Source organism: Amycolatopsis sp. NPDC045836, assembly GCF_056431745.1.
Window position 1 is genome coordinate 110,699 of the sequence record NZ_JBWKKF010000001.1, and the last position, 23,755, is coordinate 134,453.

General features: G+C 72.3%; 19 protein-coding genes and 1 pseudogene. 11 read left to right on the plus strand and 9 right to left on the minus strand.

Annotated features, from left to right (window positions below; translation table 11 throughout):
- Position 1 precedes the first annotated feature (1 nt).
- Positions 2-925 (minus strand): DMT family transporter, encoded by a 924-nt coding sequence (locus tag AC07EG_RS00580; protein ID WP_478250801.1) that lies wholly within the window; start codon positions 923-925, stop codon positions 2-4.
- Positions 926-1,027: 102 nt separating this feature from the next.
- On the opposite strand from AC07EG_RS00580, the gene AC07EG_RS00585 reads away from it, so the two are divergent.
- Complete coding sequence (locus tag AC07EG_RS00585) at positions 1,028-1,936, plus strand: LysR family transcriptional regulator (protein WP_478250802.1); 909 nt, start codon at positions 1,028-1,030, stop codon at positions 1,934-1,936.
- Here the strand turns inward: AC07EG_RS00585 and AC07EG_RS00590 are convergent.
- The 7 genes from AC07EG_RS00590 to AC07EG_RS00620 form a co-directional block, all read right to left on the minus strand.
- A complete protein-coding gene (locus AC07EG_RS00590; RefSeq protein ID WP_478250803.1) occupies positions 1,914-2,933 on the minus strand; it encodes a serine/threonine-protein kinase in 1,020 nt (339 codons plus the stop codon). The genes AC07EG_RS00585 and AC07EG_RS00590 overlap by 23 nt on opposite strands.
- Before the next feature lie 94 nt (positions 2,934-3,027).
- Positions 3,028-4,581, minus strand: coding sequence for a serine/threonine-protein kinase (locus AC07EG_RS00595; protein ID WP_478250804.1), 1,554 nt, complete (start codon positions 4,579-4,581; stop codon positions 3,028-3,030).
- Positions 4,582-4,767: 186 nt separating this feature from the next.
- Complete coding sequence (locus AC07EG_RS00600; RefSeq protein ID WP_478250805.1) at positions 4,768-5,622, minus strand: hypothetical protein; 855 nt, start codon at positions 5,620-5,622, stop codon at positions 4,768-4,770.
- Positions 5,623-5,776: 154 nt separating this feature from the next.
- The gene (locus AC07EG_RS00605; protein WP_478250806.1) at positions 5,777-7,018 is read right to left on the minus strand and encodes a hypothetical protein; all 1,242 of its coding nucleotides are present in this window, start codon (positions 7,016-7,018) and stop codon (positions 5,777-5,779) included.
- A 309-nt stretch (positions 7,019-7,327) separates the two neighbouring features.
- Positions 7,328-7,645, minus strand: a complete 318-nt coding sequence (locus AC07EG_RS00610; RefSeq protein ID WP_113695975.1) for a hypothetical protein — start codon at positions 7,643-7,645, stop codon at positions 7,328-7,330.
- A 68-nt stretch (positions 7,646-7,713) separates the two neighbouring features.
- Complete coding sequence (locus AC07EG_RS00615; protein WP_478250807.1) at positions 7,714-7,995, minus strand: chorismate mutase; 282 nt, start codon at positions 7,993-7,995, stop codon at positions 7,714-7,716.
- A 165-nt stretch (positions 7,996-8,160) separates the two neighbouring features.
- On the minus strand, positions 8,161-8,568 hold the full coding sequence (locus AC07EG_RS00620) for a DUF1707 SHOCT-like domain-containing protein (RefSeq protein WP_478250808.1): 408 nt from the start codon (positions 8,566-8,568) through the stop codon (positions 8,161-8,163).
- Positions 8,569-8,678: 110 nt separating this feature from the next.
- Here AC07EG_RS00620 and pcrA point away from each other — a divergent pair, with 110 nt between their 5' ends.
- A complete protein-coding gene (gene pcrA, locus AC07EG_RS00625; protein ID WP_478250809.1) occupies positions 8,679-11,042 on the plus strand; it encodes a DNA helicase PcrA in 2,364 nt (787 codons plus the stop codon).
- Positions 11,043-11,364: 322 nt separating this feature from the next.
- On the opposite strand, the gene AC07EG_RS00630 is transcribed toward pcrA, so the two are convergent.
- Entirely contained in the window at positions 11,365-12,051 is a 687-nt protein-coding gene (locus AC07EG_RS00630; RefSeq protein WP_478250810.1) for a M23 family metallopeptidase, read from the minus strand.
- 1,534 nt (positions 12,052-13,585) lie between these two features.
- On the opposite strand from AC07EG_RS00630, the gene AC07EG_RS00635 reads away from it, so the two are divergent.
- The 9 genes and pseudogenes from AC07EG_RS00635 to AC07EG_RS00675 all read left to right on the plus strand — a co-directional run.
- Entirely contained in the window at positions 13,586-15,292 is a 1,707-nt protein-coding gene (locus AC07EG_RS00635) for a hypothetical protein (RefSeq protein ID WP_478250811.1), read from the plus strand.
- On the plus strand, positions 15,289-15,588 hold the full coding sequence (locus AC07EG_RS00640) for a hypothetical protein (protein WP_478250812.1): 300 nt from the start codon (positions 15,289-15,291) through the stop codon (positions 15,586-15,588). Before AC07EG_RS00635 ends, AC07EG_RS00640 begins: the two co-directional genes overlap by 4 nt.
- Positions 15,589-15,702: 114 nt before the next feature.
- A complete protein-coding gene (gene sucC, locus AC07EG_RS00645; protein WP_478250813.1) occupies positions 15,703-16,872 on the plus strand; it encodes an ADP-forming succinate--CoA ligase subunit beta in 1,170 nt (389 codons plus the stop codon).
- Position 16,873: 1 nt separating this feature from the next.
- Complete coding sequence (gene sucD / locus AC07EG_RS00650; RefSeq protein WP_478250814.1) at positions 16,874-17,764, plus strand: succinate--CoA ligase subunit alpha; 891 nt, start codon at positions 16,874-16,876, stop codon at positions 17,762-17,764.
- Positions 17,765-17,971: 207 nt separating this feature from the next.
- Positions 17,972-18,853, plus strand: a complete 882-nt coding sequence (locus tag AC07EG_RS00655) for a DUF5336 domain-containing protein (RefSeq protein WP_478250815.1) — start codon at positions 17,972-17,974, stop codon at positions 18,851-18,853.
- Between the two features lie 147 nt (positions 18,854-19,000).
- Positions 19,001-20,404 (plus strand): cell division protein PerM, encoded by a 1,404-nt coding sequence (locus AC07EG_RS00660; RefSeq protein ID WP_478250816.1) that lies wholly within the window; start codon positions 19,001-19,003, stop codon positions 20,402-20,404.
- A gap of 63 nt (positions 20,405-20,467) precedes the next feature.
- On the plus strand, positions 20,468-21,085 hold the full coding sequence (gene purN / locus AC07EG_RS00665) for a phosphoribosylglycinamide formyltransferase (protein ID WP_478250817.1): 618 nt from the start codon (positions 20,468-20,470) through the stop codon (positions 21,083-21,085).
- Positions 21,082-22,641 carry a bifunctional phosphoribosylaminoimidazolecarboxamide formyltransferase/IMP cyclohydrolase gene (gene purH, locus AC07EG_RS00670; protein WP_478250818.1) on the plus strand — a complete coding sequence of 520 codons (1,560 nt, stop codon included), beginning with the start codon at positions 21,082-21,084 and terminating at the stop codon, positions 22,639-22,641. The genes purN and purH overlap by 4 nt, the downstream gene beginning before the upstream one ends.
- Before the next feature lie 181 nt (positions 22,642-22,822).
- A pseudogene (locus AC07EG_RS00675) lies at positions 22,823-23,512 on the plus strand (hypothetical protein); the annotation flags it as partial.
- Between the last annotated feature and the right edge of the window lie 243 nt (positions 23,513-23,755).

Genomic DNA, 23,755 nt, shown 5'->3' on the forward strand with positions numbered 1-23,755 from the left:
ACTACTTCGCGGGAGCCGGTTCCACCGGGACCGGCTCCAGTTCGAGGTCGTTCGCCCGCTTGCGCACCCTGGTCAGCGCGACCCCGGCGAGCACGACGACCATGCCGGCCAGCACCCGCGGGTCCAGTTGCTCGCCGAGGAACAGGCTGCCCAGCAGCACCGAAACCACCGGGAGCAGGTACCCCACGGTCGACGCCGCCACCGCGCCCTCGGTCTCCAGCAGCCGGTAGTTCATCGCGAAGGCGATCCCGGTGGAGAACACGCCGAGCACCGCCACCGCGGCGAACGCACCGAGGTCGAAGTGCACCGGCGTGGTACCGCCGACCGGCACCGCCAGCAGCAGGAACCCACTGGCCAGCAGCATCTGCGTGCCCGCGAGCACCATCGGCGAGGAACCGCTGCGCGAGAGGTGGCGCTCCTCGTAGACGAACACGAAACCGTAGCTGGCCGAAGCCGCGAGGCAGGCGAACGCGCCCCAGCTGAGCAGCCCGGACGCCTGCCACGGCGCGAAGATCAGCGTGGTGCCCGCCAGCCCCAGCAGCAGCCCGGCGCCCTTGGCCAGGCCCAGCCGCCGTTCCACACCCCAGATGACCGCGACCAGCAGCGCCCACAGCGGCGTGGTCGAGTTGATCACGCCGGTGATGCCGGAGTCCACCGTCTGCTCGCCGATGGCGAAGAGCAGGAACGGCAGGGCGCAGTGGAACAGCCCGGCGACGGCCAGGTGGAACCACAGCCGCCGGTCCGACGGCAGCCGGTGGCGGTTGAGCAGGCACAGCGCCAGCAGCACGGCGGCGCCGAGCACCAGCCTGCCCAGCACGAGCTGCACCGGCGAGAACGCGTGCAGCCCGAGTTTGATCCAGAAGAAGCTCGACCCCCACATGAGGGCGAGCGCGCCCATCCGCAACAGGGTCTTCGTTTCGGTCACCCCAGCCTCCTTGACGTACGGCTCCAGCCTCGCCAGGCCGAGAGGTAAGGACAAGCGAAATCTTCTGCAGTGATCTTTTAGCAAAACTGTAAGATCGAGCCCATGCTCGACGTCCGGCGCATGCAGGTGCTGAACGCGGTGATCACCAGCGGATCGATCTCCGCGGCGGCCCGCGCCCTCGGTTACACCCCGTCCGCGCTGAGCCAGCAGCTGTCCACACTGGAACGGGAAGCGGGCACGGCGCTGCTGGAACGCGTCGGCCGCGGTGTGCGCCCCACCCCGGCGGGCCTGCTGCTCGCCGAACACGCCGAAATCCTGCGCAACCAGCTTCTGCGGGCAGAAGCAGCTTTGACCGAGCTGAAGGACGGCCGCACCGGGAGCCTGTCCATCCGCTACTTCGCCACCGCCGGTGCGGCGCTGGTCCCGCCCGCCGTCGCCGCGGTGCGCCGCGACTTCCCCGGTGTCAAGCTGAGCCTGAAGCTGACCGAGCCGGAGGACCCGCTGCCCTCGGTCGAGTCCGGCGAGACCGACTTCGCCATCGTGGTGCTGCCGAAGCAGGGCCGGGAGGCGAAGAACGTCGACCTGTTCCCGCTGCTCGACGACCCGTACCGGGCCGTGCTGCCGAAGTCGCACCCGCTGGCCTCGAAGGAGGTGCTCGACCTGGCCGATCTCGGCGCGGAGCCGTGGATCGGCATCGAACCGCTCGGCCCCTGCCTGGACATCCTGCTCGGCGCCTGCGCCGAAGCCGGGTTCACGCCGGAGTTCGCCGTCGAATCGGAGGACTACGCCACCGGTCAGGGCTTCGTCGCCGCCGGGCTCGGGGTGATGCTGATCCCGGAACTCGGCCTCGGCTCACCGCACCCCGGGGTGGTGGTGCGGCCGCTGGCCCGGCCGGAGGTGGTGCGGTGCATCCACGCCGCGGTCGCCTGGCACGCCAGGGAGCTGCCGGTGGTGCGGCACCTGGTCGACGGCCTGCGGGCGGCGTCGGTCAGACCAGGAACAGTTCGGTGAAGGCGATGCCCATGGCCACGGCGAAGAACAGCGCCAGCGCCAGCACCACCCAGCGGCGGAGCTGATTCCCGTCCGGCCGGGTGGGCCGGGGCAGTCGCGACCGCGCCGGCTGCGGTGCCTGCGGGGGCACCGGCCCCATTTCGCCGATCCGGGTCTGCTGCTGCGGCTGCCCGCCGTACTGCGGTGGGGGCGGCGTGGTGACCTCGGGCAACGCGGTCGCGGTCGGCGGGATGAACGCGGTCTGCCTGCCGTCGGTGATCGCCTTCAGCGACGCGATGATGTCCGACATGGTCGGCCGGGTGATCGGGTCCGCGCGGAGCATCTTCGACAGCGCCCCGGAGAGCACCCCGGTGTGGTTCGGCTGCACCTGCGGCCCGGTGCCGTCCGGCCCGGCCGGCGGCACGCCCTCCACCGCGGCGAACAGCGTGGCGCCGAGCGAGTAGGCGTCCGAAGCCGTGGTCGGCGTCTCACCGCGCCGCACCTCGGGCGAGAGGTACGCCGGATCGAGCCAGCCGGAGATGCCGATGTCGGTGAGCTTGACCCCGCCGTCGTCGGCGAGCAGCACGTTGCTCGGCTGCAGCCCGCGGTGCGGGATGCCGGCGGCGTGCGCGGCGATCAGCGCCGAACCCAGCTGCACGCCGAGGAAGGCGGCCTGCTCCGGGGTGAGCCTGCCGTACTCGGACAGGAAGTCGACCATGTTGCGCGACGGCACGTACTCCATCGCCAGCCACACGTCGGCGCCGTCGCGGACCACGTCGTGCACGGTGATCGCGCAGGCGTGCGAGATCCGGGTCGCGTCGTGACCCTGCTGCACGGCGACCGCCCGCGCGTGCTCCGCCTGCTGGGGATCGAGTCCTGGGGGCAGGTACAGCCGCTTCGCGGCCACGTTGCGGTGCAGGCGCGTGTCGTACGCCATCCAGACGATTCCCGCACGCCCGCGGCCGATCGGCTGGTCCAGCCGATAGCGGCCGCCGACGAGCGCGCCCTGAGAACTCAATCAACTACCTCTGTCACACCAGCGATCCGGAGTACTGGCCACCCACACTAACCGTTGATCGACTGCCACCGCGTCACCGCGAACGTGAACTCGCCTACTCCGTGCCCGACGGCGGCGGGTCGCTCGGCGGATTCGACGGCGGGGGATCCGACGGCTTCGGCTTCGACGACGTGGGCTTCTCCGACGTCGGCGTCGGATTGTTCGGCGGCGGCGGGTCGTTGCCCTTCGGCGGTGCCGAAGAGGTGGGCCTGGTCGGCGCCGCCGGGTCGTCCGCGGGCTCCTCCGCGCTCGGCTCCACCGCCGAGCTCTCCGTGCTCGGCGGCGCGCTCGAACTCGGCGCCGGCGGCGGCGCGAGCGGGGCGTCGCCGTTGGCCTTGTCCTCCGGCAGGAGGATCCACACCCCCAGCGCGATCAACGCGACCAGCACGATGCCGCCGATCGCGGCCGGCTTCTTCCACGCCCCGGGGTTCCCGGCCGGTGCGGGGGGCGGGGTGCGCTGCGGTTCCGGCTCGTAGTCGTCGTCGGCGTAGGACCGCGGCGGCACCGGCGCCACCGCGGTGGCCGCCCCGGCCGCGCGGAACCGGTTGCTGTCGTAGTCCTCTTCGGGATAGCCCTCGGCGGGTGGGTAACCGTCGTCCGGGCGGTCGTCGTAGAACCCGCCCGCGGCCGGGGTGTCCGAGAGGGTGCCGGAGTAACCACCGGACACCCCGTCCGGTTCCGGCAGGGTCTGCGTGCCCAGCGCCCCGGCCGCGGCACCGGCTCCGGCGGCGCCGGCCACCGCAGACGGCGAGGCGTGCACCTCGGTCGGGCCGCCCAGCGGGGTCTCCCCGCGCGCGACCGCGTCCAGCAGGTCCTCGCACTCCTCGGCGGTCGGCCGGTGGTCGACCTCGGGGTGCAGCATCACCGCGAGCACGCTGGCCATCGGCCCGGACTGGCGCGGCGGGTTGATCTGCCCGGCGGCCACCGCGTGCAGCAGGCTCAGCGTGTTCTCGCTCAGCCCGAACGGCGGCTGGCCCTCGCAGGCCGCGTACAGCGTCGACCCCAGCGAGAACACGTCCGACTCGGGCCCGGGGTCACCGCCGATGGCCACCTCGGGCGCCAGGTAGGCGGGCGTACCGGCGATCATGCCGGTTTTGGTGACCGTGACGTCGTCCTTGGCCCGCGAGATGCCGAAGTCGGTGATCTTCACGTGGCCGTTGCCGGCGATCAGGATGTTGCCCGGCTTGATGTCGCGGTGCACGATGCCGACCGCGTGCGCCTCCTTCAGCGCCGCCGCGATCTGCGCGCCGATCCGCGCCACCTCCATCGGCGGCAGCGTTTTGTGCTCGTGCAGCACCTGCGCCAGGCTGGTGGAGTTCAGGTACTCCATGATCAGGCAGGGCTGGCCGTTGTCGTCGGTGACCACGTCGAACACGGTGATCGCGTTCGGGTGGTGCAGGCGGGCGGCGATCCGGCCCTCGCGCATGGTGCGCTGCCTGGCGTCCTCGGCCTCGTGCCCGTCCAGTCCCGGCTGCAGCAGCAGTTGCTTGATCGCGACCGTGCGCGCCAGCACCTCGTCGTGCGCTTGCCAGACGGCACCCATCGCGCCGGTGCCGATCCGCTGGACGATGCGATACCGGCCGGCGACCAGGCGACCCTCGTCGCTCACGCGACCTCCTTCTGGTGCTCCGCGGGCCTGATGGTGGAACCCGCCCGCTGAGCGTATGCACAGTGGGACGGTCTGTGGGCCGGGTTTGCCGAGACCGTCTCGTGACAAGGCTAGGGCGTTAACTCTGCGCACACGCAGGTGGCACCCCACGCGGGTGAAACCCGATCACCACGAACGGCGAAGAGCTTAGGAGGTGTGCTGGGCCGACAGCAGGCGGGCCTGGGAGATCAACCCGCGCTCGTCCCCGGTGAACCACAGCTGCTGGGTGACCCGCAGCCGCTGGCCGTCGTCGTCGTACATGCTGACCACGGCCAGCACCGAGCCGTCCGGCTGCTCGCGCACGCTCTCCACGCGCACCGAGTCCATCGTGCTCCACGCCCGGACCAGGTCCCCGGACCGGGACCCGGCCAGCGTGCCGGTCAGCATCGCCAGCGCACCGCTGGGGTTGACGTCCACCTGCCGGTAGAACCGCTCGACCAGGTCGCGCTTGCTGACCGGGGTGGCGGTCGAGGTGCCTGCCGCCGGGGTCACCGAGCCGGGCACCACCCGCGCCACCGGCACGCCGGGTGGCGGGGTGGCCGACGGACTCGTCGACGTGGTTCCGGACGTGGCGGGCAGGGTGGGGCCGGTGGCCGCCGAGTGGTCGCGCGGCGTCGGGATGGCGAACGCGCCCAGCGCGGCCGCGCCGGTGATCGCCGCTTCGGCGGGCTGGGCGGCGTCGGCGCCGGGGTGCGCCGGTGGCCGGTCGCGCAGCATCGCGGCCGCGGCGATCGACCCGGTCAGCAGTGCCGCCGCGCCCAGCAGGCCGAGCAGCTTCGACCGCCGGGCGAACCGGCTCTCCGGCTCCTGCGGCGGCTGCTCGGGTCTTGGCTCGGGAACGCCGGGTGCCGCGGCCGGGTCGGGCAGGAACCGCTCCGGCGCGGCGAGCACCTCCTCGAGGTGCGCGCGATCGACCAGTGGGTCGGCGAGGATTTCCGGCGGGACGATGTCCTCCACCCGCGGCCTGGCCGGCTCCGCCTGGATACCGGTTGTCTCGTGCACGCCTCCAGGTAACCGAACGAGCACGGCCCGGAGCCACCCTCAGTCGGCGGATTGCTGCTCCCGCACGACGAACGGCAGCCGTGACCACCCACATGGCGCAACGGCACACCGTTCAACGATCCGCCGAACAGCCCACCGCTCGGTTGTAACGCTCCTACCGGCCGTCGTCGGTGATCTTGTCTTCCTCGTTGAACACCAGCGTGCGCTGCTCGGTGGTCTTGCTGCCGTCTTCGTGGGTGACCTCGACGGTGTTCACCGTGACCCCGTCGTTCGGGTCCACGTAGATGTGCTTGACCTCGAAGTACGCCACGTCGGAGTAGTTCTCCCGCAGCCCGGACTCGCCCTGCGCCCGCAGTTCGCCGTCGGTCAGCGCGGCGGCCGATCCGGGGTCCTCGGTGACGGTGTTGAAGAACTGCTCCGAGTGGTCCGCCATGGTCTTCGCGTCGTAGCCGGTCTGGTAGCGCTGCTTCTCGAACTCGCGCTTGGCCGGCTTCCGCGGCGGCTTCTGCAGCTCGGGCTTGGCCCGGCCGGTGTCCGGCTCGGTGCGGGTGGGCCCGCCGGGGGTGCGGTGCGGCCGGTCGGTGCCCCCCGCGGAGGAGGACGGCGCTTCGCCGGGATCGGCCAGGTCGCTGGACGGCGGAAAGCCGGTTTCCGGCGACAGCGGGTCGGCCGGCTCCGCCGGGTCCGCCGGGTCCGCCTCGTCACCGGTACCGGTACCCGTGCCGTCCCCCGGCAGCGGCAGATCACCCTGCACCAGCGGGTGGGTACCGCCGTTCTCACCGGGCCAGCCGTTGATCGCGCGGGTGTCCTCGGTGGGGGACTGGCCGACCAGGAAGGTGCCGGCGCACAGCATCGCGACCACCACACCGCCGGAGGAGGCGGTGGCGAACCAGGCCGCCTTGCGCCAGGTCCGGGGCGGGGTCACCGACGCGGGCACGGTGCCGAGGTCGAAGGTGCCGAGCCCGGCGGCGGGCGGGGCGACGAAGATGCGTGCCTCGTCCTCCTCCGGCACCGCGGGCGGGGGCGGCGGGGTCAGCGTGACCTTGGTGCGGCGGACCGGCTGCAGCTCACCGGTGCCGTCGGTGCTGCCGGTGCTGTCGGTGCCGTTGCCGGTCGCCGGGATCGGCACCGTCGGCCGCGAGTCGCCGCGCTGGCTGGGCAGCGTCGGCAGTGTCGGCAGCGTCGGCAGCGGCGGCGGGGTGAGCGCCACCGGCAGCACACCGCGGGAGGCGCGGAAGCCGGGGTCGGTGCGGGCGGCCGGGGGCTCGAGGATCCCGGTGCCGCCGGACGAGCGGTGGGAGCGGTGTCCCGGGGCCGGCGGCACGGCGGGGGTCCAGGTACCGGCGCCACGGCGGCGGTGGCGGCCGTGCCCGGTGGAGTCGATCCTGCCGGTCATGCTGGGTGGACTCCTCCTCCCTGCGGCTGGTGACGGTGGTGCTGTCCGGTTCAACCCGATCGGACCAGGGTGAGCGGGGCGTCTGCACAGCTCATCTGCACGCGCATCCGGCTGTGCACATGCGAGACCAACGGCCTCGCCTGCCGAACTGACACGCGGGTCCTCTCGTACGAACAGCCTAGAAGGCCCAGACCGGAAACGCGCCATCGAATCTGCAAGTTGCAGAAATTTCACTCCGACGGGCGCGCTGGGCGGGTGGCGACCCACCAACGGCACCAGGAGTTGCCGCTCTGAGTGTGCCTTCGGCCCTCAGCCGCCGCTGCGGTACCTCTGCTGGGTGGACTGCAGCGCCTTGGTCGCTACCGCTCCGCTGCCCGCCGCCAGCACGATCGCCAGCACGTCCATCGGAATGGCGTCGCTGCCGGTGATCAACAGGGCCAGGAACGAGGCGGCGGTGGTGCCGCCCGCCACCGCCCACCGGCTGCGCACGTACTGCGCGATCGGCGAACCGCCCGCGCGGTCCTTGGCGGCCTTGTTCAGCATCGCGAGGTAACCGGCGTGGCCGAGCGCGGCGAGCAGGCCGGCGATGGCCACCACGACGGCGATCAGGTTGACGATCGTTCCCATACCGCCCAGTGTGCCCGGTTCCGGCCCGCCGCGGCTCAGGGCACACCCTGAACTTCCGGCTTCGTTACCTACCGGCCGAGGCGCCCGCGCCCCAGGTTCAGCAGCGCCATCGCCAGCTCGCGGCCCTCCGGGCCCAGCTCGCGGTAGCGGGCCAGCACGTCCATTTCGCGGTTGTAGACGATGCGCGTGCCACCGGCGGCCATCCGCGCGGCGCCGATCGTCTTCGACACCTCGACCCGGCGCTTGACCAGGCGCAGGATCTCCTGGTCCAGCCAGTCGATCTCCTGGCGCAGCGCGTCGATGTCCTCGGCGGCGGTGAGCTGCTCTGGCTGCTCGGTCTGGGGGTTCATCGGGACCTCCGTGATCGGGTCCGGATCCGCTTCGGGTCCCAAAGCCTGCGAAAGCCCCGGGTCCGTGGACTCCGGGGCTTCGTGGTGACTGCGTTGCGGCACTACGCGATCACGGGAGCCGGAGTCCGGGTCCCGTAAAAAAATCGGTGGTCTTGCCGCACACCGTCAGTATTGCACAACGTCACGCCGCCGGGGGCGGAACCCGCGCACCCAGGCGTGTGCGGCGACGCTGACCGCAAGCCAGAAGAGGGGCGCGGCGGGCCAGAAGAACTCCCCGTCGGAGACCACCCACCGCACCACGACCAGCACGCCGGTGACGGCGGCGACCGCCGCGTGCGCGCGCAGCGCCCGCACCGGCGGGCGGCCGCGCGGCGGGCGTTCCGGTGGCAGGTCCGCGGTCAGACCGGCCAGCTCGTGGGTGTGGGTGGCGGCGTAGACCGCGGCGACCCGTTCGTCGGTTTCGGTGAGGGTCAGCCTGCCCGCCGCTCCGGCGGCTTGGACCCGGCTGGCGACCCGTTCGCGTTCGGCGTCCGAAGCGCGGATCCTGGCTGGTGTGGGCTCTGTGCTGGACATGCCCCCAGGGTGCGCGCGGGTGGCGCGTCCCGGCGTCGGCCCGGGAGCGGCTCCGCCACCTGCGTCCGGTGCCGTACTCCGTCGGTCCCGCCGAGTAACGTGGACAGGCGATGGACACCCTCTTCGATCTCCCCGCCGCCACCGGTGAGCCCGCCCTGCTCGCCGACCTCAACCCCGCCCAGCGCGCCGCCGTCACGCACGCCGGCGCGCCGCTGCTGGTCGTCGCCGGCGCGGGCTCGGGCAAGACCAGGGTGCTCACCCGGCGGATCGCCTACCTGCTCGGCGAGCGCGGCGCGCACCCCGGGCAGATACTGGCGATCACCTTCACCAACAAGGCCGCCGCCGAGATGCGCGAGCGGGTGGCCGCGCTGGTCGGCAGGCGCGCCAACGCGATGTGGGTGTCCACCTTCCACTCCATGTGCGTGCGGATCATGCGGCGCGAGGCCAAGACCCTCGGCATGACCTCCAGCTTCTCCATCTACGACGCCGACGACACCAAGCGCCTGATCACGCTGGTCGCGCGCGACCTCGACCTGGACCCCAAGCGCTACCCGGCGCGCACGCTGGCCATCCACATCTCGAACCTGAAGAACGAGCTGCTCGACGCCGAGGACGCCAAGGCCAAGGCGGGCAACGACCTGGAGCGGCGGGTCGCCGAGGCGTACGCGGAGTACCAGCTGCGGCTCGGCCAGGCCAACGCGATGGACTTCGACGACCTGATCATGCGCACGGTCGAGCTGCTGCAGAACTACCCCGACGTGGCCGAGTACTACCGGCGCCGGTTCCGGCACGTGCTGGTTGACGAGTACCAGGACACCAACCACGCGCAGTACACCCTGGTCCGCGAACTGGTCGGCACCGGGACCACCGAGTCCGGGGTGGAGCCGGGCGAGCTGTGCGTGGTCGGGGACGCGGACCAGTCGATCTACGCCTTCCGCGGCGCGACCATCCGCAACATCGAGGAGTTCGAGCGCGACTTCACCAACGCGCACACCATCCTGCTGGAGCAGAACTACCGCTCCACGCAGACCATTCTCTCCGCGGCGAACGCGGTGATCGCGCGCAACCCGAACCGCCGGGCGAAGCGGCTGTGGACCGATTCCGGCGACGGCGAGAAGATCGTCGGCTACGTGGCCGACAACGAGCACGACGAGGCCGCCTTCGTCGCGCGCGAGATCGACGAGCTGGCTGATTCGGGCGCGGCGAACTACGGCGACGTGGCCGTCTTCTACCGCACGAACAACCAGTCGCGGGTGTTCGAGGAGATCTTCATCCGGCTCGGCCTGCCCTACCGGGTGGTCGGCGGGGTGCGGTTCTACGAGCGGCGCGAGGTCCGCGACATGCTGGCCTACCTGCGCGTGCTGGCCAATCCGGAGGACACGGTCAGCCTGCGCCGCATCCTCAACGTGCCCAAGCGGGGCATCGGCGACCGGGCCGAGGCGGTGGTGGCCGCGCACGCCGAGCGCGAGCGGATCTCGTTCGCCGCGGCCCTGCGCGAGTCCGTCGACGGCAAGGTGGCGTTGATGAACCCGCGGTCGCAGAAGGCCATCGCGGGCTTCCTGGAGCTGCTGGACGACCTCGGCGGCCTGGTCGAGGCCGACGCCGACGTGGCGGACATCCTGGAGGCCGTGCTGGAGCGCACCGGCTACCGCCAGGAGCTGGAGGACTCCGACGACCCGCAGGACGCGTCCCGGGTGGAGAACCTGACCGAACTGGTCACCGTGGCCAGGGAATTCGGCGAAACGGCGGTCGAGCTCACCCCGCCGCCGGAGGATCCGGTCGTGGTGCCCGGCTCGCTGCCCGCGTTCCTGGAGCGCGTGTCGCTGGTCGCGGACGCCGACTCCATCCCGTCGCCCGACGGCGAGGACGGCGACGACACGGGTGTGGTCACGCTGATGACCGTGCACACCGCGAAGGGCCTGGAGTACCCGGTGGTGTTCTGCACCGGCTGGGAGGACGGCATCTTCCCGCACATGCGTGCCCTCTCGGAGCCCGCCGAGCTGGCCGAGGAGCGGCGGCTGGCCTACGTGGCCATCACCCGCGCGCGGCAGCGGCTGTACGTGTCCAGGGCGGTCGCGCGCACGGCCTGGGGCCAGCCCATGACCAACCCGGCTTCGCGCTTCCTGGACGAGATCCCGGCCGAACTGCTCGACTGGCGGCGGGAGGAACCCGCACGCGGTGGCTTCCGCTCCGGCTCCCCGCGGGCGGCGACCACCTGGGGCAGCCGCTCGTCCTCGTTCGGCGGTGACCCGGTGCAGGCGGGCCGGACGCGCACGACGAACTTCAAGGGCTGGAAGGACACGGTGGCGCTGAAGCTGGACGTCGGCGACCGGGTCAGCCACGACAAGTACGGCCTCGGCACGGTGGTCGCGGCCGACGGCAGCGGTCCCCGCGCCACCGCCACCATCGACTTCGGTGCCTCCGGCAAGGTCAAGCTGATGCTGATCGGCAGCGTGCCGATGGTGAAGCTCTAAAACTGTCGTACCCACCCGCTATAAACAACGTCGAACACGAGTTCGACGAGCGGGTGGGTTCCTGCGGCCCCCCGGGAGCAGGAGGAACGACATGTGGCGGAACTGTGCGGCCACGTCGCGGAGGTCGCCGCGGGAGCACCGGCGCCCCGCGCGCTGGCAGTCCACGCTGAAGTGTGCTTCGCGGTCCGGTCAGGTGGGTACCGCTCGACCCGCGCGCGCCGAAGGCCCGGACGACGCGGCGGGGAACAGGTGCACCCGATGCGGACGGCCCTCGCCTACCACGTGCGAGGGCCATCCACCGGAGGATCCGGAAGGAGGGGGATCAGATCTTGACGCCGCGCTCGCGCAGCCAGGGGCCCGGGTCGATCTTCTTGCCGCCCGGGGTCCACACCTCGAAGTGCAGGTGCGGGCCGGTCGACTGACCGCGGTTGCCGACCTCGGCGATCTGCTCGCCCGCCTTGACCTTCTGGCCGGCGCGCACCGAGAAGCTGTTCATGTGGCCGTAGACGTGGATCGTGCCGTCGTCCATCTGGACGCGGACCCAGAGGCCGAAGCCGCTGGCGGAGCCGGCCTCGATCACGGTGCCGTCGGCGGCGGAGAGGATCGGCGTGCCGATCGGCGCGGCGAGGTCGATGCCGTTGTGGCTGGTGCCCCAGCGGGCGCCGAAGCCGGAGGTGAACCGGGCCGCGGGGCACGGGTTCACGATCTTGGGCCGCTTGGCCTCTTCTTCCTTCTTGCGCTGCGCTTCGGCTTCGCGTTCCACGCGGGCACTGGTCACCGAGGCGCTGTCGTCCAGCTTCTGGACTTCGGCGGAGGCGTCGGTGTTCAGCGCGACCGGAAGCAGCTCGGGAGCGCTCGCCTTGGTGTCACCGCCGACGCCGAACGCGGCACTGGCGTCACGGGAGCTGGCCAGCGGCGTCACATTGGCGTCGGAGTCCGAACCGAGCGACTGGAGCGTCGAGCCGGCGGCCGCGGCGGCGAACGCCCCGGCGGCGACAGCGGCGACCACAACGCGGCCACGGAGGGCGGACGGGGGCGGGGGGAGCCGGTGGGTCCCCCGGACTCGGACGACCGCACCGTCGAGTGCGTCTTCGAGCGCCGGGGAAGGAACTTGGCCGCCGGGGGAGCGGTGTCGAGCCAAGACTACGGGGCCTTCCATCTTCGGGGAGCCAGATCTCGCGGCCGGACTTCGGGCGGGGGAACCCGATGAGCAACCTCGGGGGTGGTTGCTCGGCGTCCTATTCGTGACCTGACTGTAATGGGGACCCGGGGACAGTAACGAAGGGGCACCGCCCGGGGCAAGACGCGACGGCGCCCTCGGCCGAACGAGTCCGTTGCACGCCCGCGCTAGCAGCACCGATGACGCAAAGTAGACACCCGATTACGCCCACCGTGTGACTTGCGCAACAGCGTTGTCCCTGTGCCCGAGGTCACAATCAGCCCTCGGACCGCTCCCAAGGTCTCGATTTACCCGGTCAACCCCGGAATAAACAGTTGCCCTGCTCCGGCTGCCTGGCCCCGCCTGGATCCCTTGCGTCGGCGGTCACTTCCGCAGCTGTCCGGAACAAGGTGATCATGGCGCTGAGCAGGGCAAACGGTGCAGCACCTGTGCCACTTCGAGGCACCGGTGCCGCACACGAGGCCAGCGAATCGCGCAGGTGACCAGGACCCAAGTCCGGGCCAGGCCCCAGCTCAGGCGCGCCAGTCCGGACACGGGGTACTGCACTCAGCCGTGCCTGGCCCGGCTGTGTTCAGCCCGCTGGCGTCCAGCCCGGCCACCTTCGTCTCGGACGCATTCAGCCGTCCGCGCTGCGCCCGACCGGCCCCCGGCCAATCCGCTCCACGAGCCCACCTCCAGGCGGGCCCGCTCCACGAGCCCGGCTCCAGGCCGGCCCACTCCACCTGGCTGGCCCGCTCCACCTGGCTGGCCCGAACCAGCCCGCTCCAACAGCCCGGCTCCAGCTCACCGGCCAGCCCGCGAACCTGGCTCAACCAGCCACTCCACTCAGCCGAGCCAAGTCATCGGCTCTACTCAATCGAGCCAGGTCAGCGGCTCTACTCGACCGGTCCGAGTCGGCGGTTCTGCTCAATCGAGCCGGGTCGGCGGTTCTGCTCAACCGGCCCAGGTCAGCCGCGCTACCCGACCGGCCCGAGTCGGCGGCTTTGCTCAGCCGACCCAGGTCAGCGGGTCTGTTCAACCGAGCCCAGCCAGCCGCTCCACGCGGCCAGCCCAAGCCGACTGCGCAACCCGGCGCAATCCGGCTCAACCCGGGCTCACTCCCGCTGCGACGCGGCCCCCGCCCCGCAGCGGTCCGCCTCGCAGCGGTTCGGCACCCTCAGTGCCGAATCCCGGCCCCGTCGTCCCCGATATCCCCGTTGTCCCCGAAGTGCGTCGGTGGCCGTTGAAGGGCGGGTACCCGGGGTCCCCGCTCGGGTAAACGACCTCATCCGCCCGTCACCCCGTGGGGCGACACGCAGTGAGACGCCCGGCTCCCCGGCAGGTTGCTCTTCCCCGCCCCGTGGAACTTGCTAGCGTCGTCGCGATGACTCAACGCGCTCGGCCGGCGGGGCTCACCCCGCAACGGCTGCCCGGTCTCCTCTCCGGCGCGCTGACCTGCGGAGTGCTCGGCGCGCTCCTGCTCGCGGCCGGTGGCACCCTCCCCGCCGTCGGCGACGCCCGTCCTGGCTACCCGAGCGCGGCACTGCTGATCCTGCTCGCACTGCTGCCCGCCGCCGCTTCGGTGCTCGCCGTCGCCAGGAAGCGGCCGACACTGGCCGCCGGGGTGCTCGCCGGGGCCGCGGTGCTCGCCCCCGGGCGCCTCCTGCTGGACCTCCAGCTCCTCGTCGACCTCTCCACGGCCGCCCGGCCCGAGCTCCACGTGCCCGCCCGGCTGGAGGCGGGCACCCCCGCCGCCGGGCTGTGGGCGCTGCTCGCCGGGCACCTGCTCACCGCGGCCGCCGGGCTCGCCGCCGTCCACTTCGTGCGCCGGGAGGCCGAGGCCGAGGGCACCGACCTGCCCGGCGGGCCGCGGCTGGTGGGACCGGCGGTCGGGCTGGCCGTCGTCGCCGGGGTCGGGCTGGTGATGGCGCCGTTCGCCTCCGCCGACCCGTACCTGCCCGCCCGCAACGCCTTCGAATCGCCGTGGCCGGTGCTCACCGGCGCCCTGGCCATCGCCTTCGCCATGCCGCTGGGGGTGGCGCTGGCCTTCGGCTCCGGGCTGCGTGCCGCGGCCAGGGGCAGCGTGCTCGGCCTCGCGCTCGCTGTGCTCGCGGTCGCGGTGCCGAACCTCGTCGCCGGGTTCGCGGTCGACGGCGCCGACCCCAGCCCCGGGCCGGTCATCGCCATCGTCGCCGCCCTGGGGCTGGCTGCCTCGGCCATCGCCCGTCAGGAAGGCGCCCCGCGCGAGGACGACCCCGACGACCCCGACGCCGCCGAAGAGGCCAAGCTGCCCGGCCGCCGCAGGCTGGAGCTGGCGACCGGGGCGCTCGCCGTGGTCACCGCCGCCGCGGCCGTGCTCGGCGGGCTGACCGCGCAGGTGACCAGTTCCTCCCCCGCCATCGACGCCCCGGAGTCACCCGCCGCGCTGCTGCTGGTGGTCGCCGGGGTGCTGCTCGGGGTGCTCGGCCTGGCGCTGTTCCTGCCCGGCGTCGGCGCGACCCTGCGCCCGGCGCTCTCGGTGGCCTGGGTCGTGGTGCCCCTGTCCGGCACGGCCGTGCTGGACACCGTGCTCACCGCCGCCGGTTTCGCCGGGGTGCTCAGCCCGGGACCCGGGGTGACGTGGACCTCCATCGCGTTGTTCGCCGCCGTGGTCACCGGCATCTGCTCGGCCGTCGCGGGCATGGTCGAGCGCGAGAACGACGACGGCACGCGCCCGGCGGGCAGCGCCACCACGCCGGTGGTGGCCGCGGGCGTGCTGGCGGTCGCCGCCTTCGTCACCCCGGTGGTCACCGCACCCGAATACGACCCGCCCACCGTCATCACCGGTTTCGGCGCCTCCTGGTGGGGCGCGGTGATCGCGCTCGTCGCCGTGCTGGCCGCGCTGGCGCTGGCGTTGCGCAGCCGCCCGATGCGCGCGTTCGCGTTGCTGCTCGGGGTTCTTGTCGTCCTGGTGCTCCGCGCGGCCGAACTGCCCTTCCTGGAATTGGCCGGTGCGGCGAGCGGCATCGGCCTCTGGCTGGCGATCGCCGCCGCGGTCGCGACCGCGGTTTCCGCGGGCTTCGTCACCCGTGCCGCCGAAGAAGAACCGTGAGCGTTCCACCGCGGGTCCTGCTCGCCACCTTCACCGACGATGCCGCACTCGCCGGGGTCGCCCGTGCGCTGCGCGACGAAGGCATCGAAGTGGTCTACCTCGGCGCGGTCGGTGCCGCGGCCGAGGTGGTCAGCGCCGCCGAGCAGGAGGATCCGGCGGTGGTCGCGGTTTCACCGGCCGACCCGGACGGCGCCATCGCCGCCGCCGGGCTCGACGTGGTCGCTTTCGGGACCGGTCAAGAAGGCGTCGAGCGGGTGAAGATGGCCACACACGCGAGGTCAGGGGCCCGTCGGTGACCGACTTCACCGGGTGCGGAGTCCACCACCGAACCGCAGGTCGCTAGGGTCGACTCGGCGAGAAAAGCTGCCAACGAAACCAGCACAGTGGCGTGTCGTCAGGAGACTGGAGTAGTGGACCTTTACGAATACCAGGCGAGGGATCTCTTCGCCGCCCACGGTGTACCGGTGTTGTCCGGTTCCGTGGCCAATACGCCGGAAGAAGCCCGCGCGGCGGCCGAGCAGATCGGTGGCCAGGTGGTCGTCAAGGCCCAGGTGAAGACCGGCGGGCGCGGCAAGGCCGGTGGCGTGAAGCTCGCCGACAGCGCCGACGAGGCCAAGGAGAAGGCGGAAGCCATTCTCGGCCTGGACATCAAGGGCCACGTCGTGCACCGGGTGCTGGTGGCCGAAGCCTCGGACATCGCCGAGGAGTACTACTTCTCGTTCCTGCTGGACCGCGCGAACCGCACCTTCCTGGCGATGGCGTCGGCCGAGGGCGGCGTGGAGATCGAGCAGCTCGCCGTGGAGCGCCCCGAGGCGCTGGCCAAGGTGCCGGTGGACGCGATCACCGGGGTCGACAAGGCCAAGGCCGTGGAGATCCTGACCGCGGGCAAGTTCCCGGAGAAGGTCGTCGACGAGGCCGCCGACGTGGTCGTCAAGCTCTGGGAAACCTTCGTCTCCGAGGACGCCACCCTGGTCGAGGTCAACCCGCTGGTGCGCGACCCGCAGGACAAGATCATCGCCCTCGACGGCAAGGTCACCCTGGACGAGAACGCCGCCTTCCGCCAGCCGGGCCACGAGGCCCTGGTGGACAAGCAGGCCGAGGACCCGCTGGAGGCCAAGGCCAAGGCGAAGGACCTCAACTACGTCAAGCTGGACGGCGAGGTCGGCATCATCGGCAACGGCGCGGGCCTGGTCATGTCCACTTTGGACGTCGTGGCCTACGCGGGGGAGAAGCACGGCGGCGTGAAGCCGGCCAACTTCCTCGACATCGGTGGCGGCGCCTCGGCCGAGGTGATGGCCGCCGGGCTGGACGTCATCCTCGGCGACCCGGCCGTGAAGAGCGTGTTCGTCAACGTCTTCGGCGGCATCACCGCCTGCGACGCGGTGGCCACCGGCATCGTCGAAGCGCTGAAGATCCTCGGTGACGAGGCGTCGAAGCCGCTCGTGGTGCGGCTCGACGGCAACAACGTCGAAGAGGGCAGGCGCATCCTCGACGAGGCGAACCACCCACTGGTGACCGTGGTGGACACTATGGACAACGCGGCTGACAAGGCTGCCGAGCTCGCAGCGGCAGGGGCGTGAGATGTCGATCTTCCTGAACGAGCACAGCAAGGTCATCGTGCAGGGCCTGACCGGGTCCGAGGGCACCAAGCACGCGACCAAGATGATCAAGTCCGGCACCAACATCGTGGGTGGCGTGAACGCCCGCAAGGCCGGGCAGACGGTGACCATCGAGGGCAAGGAACTCAAGGTCTTCGGCACCGTCGAGGAGGCCATCAAGGAGACCGGCGCCGACGTGTCGGTCGTCTTCGTGCCGCCGAAGTTCGCCAAGGACGCCGTGGTCGAGGCCATCGACGCGGAGATCGGCCTGGCCGTGGTGATCACCGAGGGCATCCCGGTGCACGACTCGGCGTACTTCTGGGCGCACGCGGTGGCCAAGGGCGGCAAGACCCGGATCATCGGGCCGAACTGCCCCGGCGTGATCAGCCCCGGCAAGTCCAACGCGGGCATCATCCCGGCGAACATCACCGGCCCCGGCAAGATCGGCCTGGTGTCCAAGTCGGGCACGCTGACCTACCAGATGATGTACGAGCTGCGTGACATCGGTTTCACCACCGCCGTCGGCATCGGCGGTGACCCGGTCATCGGCACCACGCACATCGACGCGCTCGCCGCCTTCCAGGACGACCCCGACACCGAGGTCATCGTGATGATCGGTGAGATCGGTGGCGACGCCGAGGAGCGGGCCGCGGACTACATCAAGGCCAACGTGACCAAGCCGGTCGTCGGTTACGTCGCGGGCTTCACCGCGCCCGAGGGCAAGACCATGGGCCACGCGGGTGCGATCGTCTCCGGTTCGTCCGGGACCGCGGCCGCGAAGAAGGAGGCCCTCGAGGCCGCCGGCGTGAAGGTCGGCAAGACGCCGACCGAGACCGCCAACCTGGCGCGTGAGCTGTACAACTCGCTGCACTGACAACGAGTCACCACCGGCGGAGCCGGCCACCCGATCGGGTGGCCGGCTCTTTTCGGCTCGGCGTCCGGCCGACGAAACCACGACGGCCCGGGGAACGTCCGATCCAGCGGGCGGGCAGGGGGCGCTGGTGCGCTAGCGTTCAGTAACCAAAGAAGAAGCCGCCTCTTAGCCACGACGAGTGGCCGGTCGGATGACAGGAGAACACGGATGTCCTTTCCCAGCAGTGGGCCTGGTTACCCTCCGCAGGGTGGCGGCCCCCACAATCCCCAGGGACCGGGTACCGGGTCGTTCCCCCCGGTCGGCCCGCCGCCGCAACAGCAACAGCAGCAGCAGCAGCCGGGCCTGCAGTCCGGGGCGCTGAACTTCGCCGTCATCCTGGCGCTGGCCGTTTCGGTGCTCGGCCTGGTGCAGTACTTCGTCGGGTTCTCCGACGAGGCTTCGCCCGCGGACGAGTCGACCACCTGGTTCCTGGTCGGCGGCCTGCTCGCCGCCCTGCGCGTGCTGCCGAACGGGCCGCGGGTGCTGCCGTTCGCCGCGCTGATCAGCGTGCTCGGCGCGCTGCAGGCGCTGGACCACGTGATCGGCTACGGCGAGAACGACCAGGTCCCCGGCATCATCACGGTGATCGTCATCCTCGGCTTCCTGCAGCTGATCGCCGCGGTCGCGGCACTGCTGTTCGACTACGACGTGCTCAAGCTGCCCGCGCCGAAGCCGCAGGGCGCCCCGCAGTACGGCCCGCCCACCGGCCAGCAGCCGGGCCAGCCGGGGCAGCCCGGGCAGTACGCCCCGCAGCAGCCGCAGTTCGGCGGCCCGCCGCCCGCCTCGTCGCAGCAGCCCACGCAGTACCAGCCCACCGGTGGCCAGCAGCCCGGCGGACAGCCCGCCGGTGGCAACGGCCCGGACTCGGGCGGGTTCTCCGCGCAGCCGACGCAGTACTCCACGCCGGTCACGCCGCCCCCCGGCCAGCAGCAGACCTCCTACGCCCCGCAGCAGGGCCAGTTCTTCCAGTCCGGTGGCAGCGGTGCCGAACCGGGCGGCCAGCAGTCGCCGGGGACCCCGCCGGGCGGGTTCACCAAGCCCGGCAACTGAAATTCCAGCCGAAGAGAGGCCACCCGCGTGAAACGCGCGGGTGGCCTTTTTCGGGTGTGACACGACCGGGTGGCCGTGGCCTGAGCCGCTGGTGATCACCGGCGTGGCTCACCCGGATGGCGCAGACCGGGTGCGAGGGTCGGCGGCATGCAGGTGCTCACCACCGGGCCGGACGGCACCGAGCGGCTGAGCGGAGCCGAGGCCGCCGAAGAGGTCTCCGGCGCGACCCGGTTCCGGCTGCTGGTCGTCGCCGCGCTGCTCCCGCTGCTCACCGGGTACACCCTGGCCACCGGTGCGCTGGCCGCCGTGGCCGGCCTCGCGCCCGGGTCCGGGTTCACCGTCACCGGAGTGCTGCGCGGTGGCGGCCCGGCCTGGCTGGCCACCCAGCAGGTGCCGCTGGAGCTCGACGGGCACCCGCTCAGCGTGCTGCCGCTGCTGCCGACGTTCGTGCTCCTGCTGCTGGTCGCCAAGCTCGCGTCGGGCGTGACCCGGCGGCTGGGCTGCACCGATCCGGCGCAGGCGATCGGCGTGGTCGGCGTGATCGCCTCCGCCCACGCCATCGCCGGGGTCACCGTGGCGGTGCTGTGCACCGGTTCCGACGTCGGCGCCGAGCCGCTGACGGCGTTCCTGCTGCCGGGTGCGCTGTCCGGGGCCGCGGCGACGGCGGGGGTGCTGGCCCGCTGCGGGCTGCCGCTCTCGGTCCGGCAGTACGTCGACCCGCTGGCGCTGACCGGGTTGCGGGCCGGGGTGCTCGGCGTCGGTGCGCTGCTGGTGGCCGGGTCGCTGGTCACCGTGCTCGGGTTCGGCTTGTCCGTGCCGGAGACCATGCGGTCGTTCGGCGCCGAGAGCGCGGGCAGCGGCGCCGGCATGCTGCTCGTTTCCGTGGTGTACCTGCCGAACGCGGTGGTGGCCGGGTTGTCCTTCGCCGCCGGTCCCGGGTTTTCGATCGGTGCGGTGCACGTCACGCCGTTCGCCTTCGACGGTGGTCCGGTGCCCGCGCTGCCACTCCTGGCCGCGTTGCCCGGACGGCACGAGGCGTGGTGGCCCGCGCTGCTGGTGCTGCCCGCGCTCGCCGGGGCGCTGGTGGGCTGGGCGTTGCGCCGCTGCGACCCGGACCCGCTGGCCCGCGTGCGGGCCGCGGCGATCGCCGGCGCCACGGCCGGGTTCGGCTGCGTGCTGCTCGGCACGTTCGCCGGTGGCCGGTTCGGGGACGCGTTGTTCGACCCGGTGGCCGTGCCGGTCGCGGTGTTCTCGCTGGCCGGTTCGTGCTGGGTGGCGCTGCCCGCGGCGCTGGTGGCGTGGCTGACCGGCAGCCGGGCACCGGTGGCCCCGGTGCCGGTGGTCACCGAGGTCACCGACGTCACCGAGGACGCCGAGTTCGACGAGGTCGACGCCGACGCGCCCACCGTGGTCTTCGACGCCGTCCAGGACGAGCCCGAGGAACCCGAAGAACCGGAAGGGGCCGAAGGGGACCCGCCGGAGACCGGGGAAGCAGACGCCCCGCCCGAGCCCGCTCCGGGTGCCTCCGAGGAGCCCGGGCAGCGCGACTAGGCTGGGCCGTGCCCAGGTCAACGGCCGTGTGCCCGAGCAAGGAGACCCGTTCTGCCTAGTCGGTTGGAGCTGCCCACCCCGGCCAGGGTGGTGGTGCTCGCCTCGGGGTCCGGAACCCTGTTGCAGGCTTTGCTCGACGAATCCGCCCGCCCCGGTTTCGGTGCCACGGTGGTCGCCGTCGGCGCCGATCGCGGCGGCATCGAAGCCCTCGCGCGTGCCGAGCGCGCCGGTGTGCCGAACTTCACCGTGCGCGTCGCCGACCACCCCGATCGCGCGGCCTGGGACAAGGCGCTGACCGAAGCGGTCGCCGCCTACCGGCCCGATCTGGTGGTCTCCGCCGGGTTCATGAAGATCCTCGGCGAGCAGTTCCTGGCGCGCTTCGACAACCGGGTGCTCAACACCCACCCGGCGCTGCTGCCGTCCTTCCCCGGCATGCACGCGGTGGCGGACGCGCTCGCCGCCGGCGTGAAGGTCACCGGGTCCACCGTGCACTTCGTGGACGCCGGGATGGACACCGGCCCGATCATCGCCCAGGAGGCGGTGGTGGTGGAGGAGTCCGACACCGAGGACCGGCTGCACGAGCGGATCAAGGCGGTGGAACGGCGGCTGCTGGTGGACGTGGTCGCGAAGCTGTGCCGTGCGGGCTGCACGGTGGACGGACGGAAGGTGGGTTTCAGGTGAGCGAGCAGGGGCGCAAGCCGGTCGAACGGGCGCTGATCGGCGTCTCGGACAAGGCAGGACTGCTCGAACTGGCGACCGGGCTGCACGCCGCCGGGGTGGAGATCGTGTCCACCGGCGGTACCGCGAAGGTGATCGCGGACGCCGGGGTGCCGGTCACCCCGGTCGAGGAGGTCACCGGCTTCCCCGAGTCGCTCGACGGCCGGGTCAAGACGCTGCACCCGCGGGTGCACGCCGGCCTGCTCGCCGACCGCGACCGCCAGGAGCACGTGGCGCAGCTGAAGCAGCTGGGCATCGCGCCGTTCGACCTGCTGGTGGTCAACCTCTACCCGTTCCAGGAAACGGTGGCCTCGGGCGCCTCGCCGGAGGACTGCGTGGAGAACATCGACATCGGCGGCCCGGCGATGGTGCGGGCCGCGGCGAAGAACCACGGCAGCGTGGCCGTCGTGGTGGACCCGGCGCGCTACGACTGGGTGCTGGAGCGCGTGCGCGACGGCGGGTTCGACCAGGAGGACCGCAAGCGCTTGGCGGCCAAGGCGTTCGCGCACACCGCCGCCTACGACACCGCGGTCGCGTCGTGGTTCGCCAACGCCTACGCGCCCGCCGACGACTCGGGCTTCCCCGACTTCACCGGCGCCACCTGGGAACGCGCCGACGTGCTGCGCTACGGCGAGAACCCGCACCAGCGGGCGGCGCTGTACCGGCACTGGCGCGACGGGCTGGCCCACGCCGAGCAGTTGCACGGCAAAGCCATGTCCTACAACAACTACGTCGACACCGACGCCGCGCGCCGCGCCGCCTACGACTTCGCCGAGCCCGCCGTGGCGATCATCAAGCACGCCAACCCGTGCGGCATCGCGGTCGGGACCGACGTCGCCGAGGCGCACCGCAAGGCGCACGCCTGCGACCCGGTTTCGGCCTACGGCGGGGTGATCGCGGTCAACCGCCCGGTCACCCTCGAGGCCGCGGAGCAGATCGCCGAGGTGTTCACCGAGGTCGTGGTGGCGCCCTCCTTCGACGCCGACGCGCTGGAAGTGCTGACCCGCAAGAAGAACATCCGCCTGCTGCGGTTGCCGGAGTCCGCCGCGCCGGACCCGCTCGAGTTCCGGCCGATCTCCGGTGGGGTGCTGGTGCAGACCGTCGACCGGATCGACGCCGACGGGGACGACCCGGCGAACTGGACGCTGGCCACCGGCGACGCGGCCGACGCGGCCACCCTGGCGGACCTGGAGTTCGCCTGGCGCGCGGTGCGCGCGGTGAAGTCCAACGCGATCCTGCTCGCGCACGACCGGGCCACCGTCGGCGCGGGCATGGGCCAGGTGAACCGGGTCGACTCGGCGCGGCTCGCGGTCGCCCGCGCGGGTGACCGGGCGAAGGGCTCGGTGGCGGCGTCCGACGCCTTCTTCCCGTTCCCGGACGGCCTGGAAGTGCTGATCGAGGCCGGGGTGCGCGCGGTCGTGCAGCCGGGCGGCTCGGTGCGCGACCCCGAGGTGCTCGCGGCGGCGGAGGCGGCGGGCATCACCGTGTACTTCACCGGGACCCGGCACTTCGCCCACTGAGCCCGGGAGCGACACGCCCTCGGCGAACGGTTGACATGATCGCTGTCCCGGTGTTGACTTGAGCCATCGAACAAACGTTCGATAGGTGACCGCCTTCCCCGCGGTGACGAAATGGCATGGCGCTCGTGTTGCCAAGAGCACGGGCGTGGTTCGCGACGTCGTCGGGTGGAGGTGGTGACCGGTGCCGGTTGGTGCGACCGCTTCACCGTCACCAGCTCCGCCCGCTCCGCTGGCGAGGCTGGCGGCGTTGCCGGGGGTCAGTACGGCGAGTGGGGTGGCGGCGGCCGCCCGGCAGGCTCAGGCGACGGGACAGGTGCTGCCCGTGTGGCCCGAGCTGGCCGGAGTGCTGCCCGCCGGTGGGCTGCGACGCGGTGGCACGGTCGCGGTGCACGGCTCCACCTCGCTGTTGCTGGCCCTGCTTGCCGAAGCCACCTCGCGGGGTTCCTGGGCGGCCGTGGTGGGTGTTCCCGAGCTCGGCGTTGTGGCGGCGCACGAGCTCGGGGTCGCGGTGGACCGTCTCGCGCTGGTCAACCGGCCGGGAATGGAGTTCGGCGCGGTCACGGCCGCTCTGCTGGACGGGATGGACCTGGTGGCCGTGGGCGGCGCGGGCGGTGGCGCCCGCGGTGCCGGTCCATCCCGTTCCCAGCAGCAGTTGGCGCGCCGCCTGTCGGCGCGGGCCCGCAACCGGGGTGCGGTCCTGCTGGCACTGGGACCTTGGCCGGGGGCCGAGGTGGAGCTGAGCTGCCGGGTCGTGGCTTGGCACGGGTTGAAGAAGTCGGGGAAGGGGTTCCTGCGCGGACGTGAACTGACCGTGCGCACCGGGGGGCGGGGCGCCGCGGCGCGCCCGGCGGAGGCACGGCTTTTCCTGCCGCGGGGCACGGACATTCGGCTTCGCGAGACGCGGACCGGCGCGGCTGAGCGGGCTTCGGGTGCCGGGGACACCCGGCTCGCCGCGGCTGAGCGGGCTTCGGGCAGCGCGGGTATCCGGCTTGCCGCGGGGGAGCCTGAAGAGAACATGCGGCTTGCCGGGAGCGCGGCGGCAGCTGGACGGGCGGTTGAGGAAGCTTCGGGCAGCTGGCTTGCCTCGGGGGTACCTCAAGAGGACGTGCGGTCT

Coding starts and splice junctions, on each gene's coding strand:
- AC07EG_RS00585 (WP_478250802.1), top strand. CDS start 1,028: ATGCTCGACGTCCGGCGCATGCAGGTGCTGAACGCGGTGATCACCAGC.
- AC07EG_RS00605 (WP_478250806.1), bottom strand. CDS start 7,018: ATGACCGGCAGGATCGACTCCACCGGGCACGGCCGCCACCGCCGCCGT.
- AC07EG_RS00610 (WP_113695975.1), bottom strand. CDS start 7,645: ATGGGAACGATCGTCAACCTGATCGCCGTCGTGGTGGCCATCGCCGGC.
- AC07EG_RS00615 (WP_478250807.1), bottom strand. CDS start 7,995: ATGAACCCCCAGACCGAGCAGCCAGAGCAGCTCACCGCCGCCGAGGAC.
- AC07EG_RS00620 (WP_478250808.1), bottom strand. CDS start 8,568: ATGTCCAGCACAGAGCCCACACCAGCCAGGATCCGCGCTTCGGACGCC.
- pcrA (WP_478250809.1), top strand. CDS start 8,679: ATGGACACCCTCTTCGATCTCCCCGCCGCCACCGGTGAGCCCGCCCTG.
- AC07EG_RS00635 (WP_478250811.1), top strand. CDS start 13,586: ATGACTCAACGCGCTCGGCCGGCGGGGCTCACCCCGCAACGGCTGCCC.
- sucD (WP_478250814.1), top strand. CDS start 16,874: ATGTCGATCTTCCTGAACGAGCACAGCAAGGTCATCGTGCAGGGCCTG.
- AC07EG_RS00655 (WP_478250815.1), top strand. CDS start 17,972: ATGTCCTTTCCCAGCAGTGGGCCTGGTTACCCTCCGCAGGGTGGCGGC.
- AC07EG_RS00660 (WP_478250816.1), top strand. CDS start 19,001: ATGCAGGTGCTCACCACCGGGCCGGACGGCACCGAGCGGCTGAGCGGA.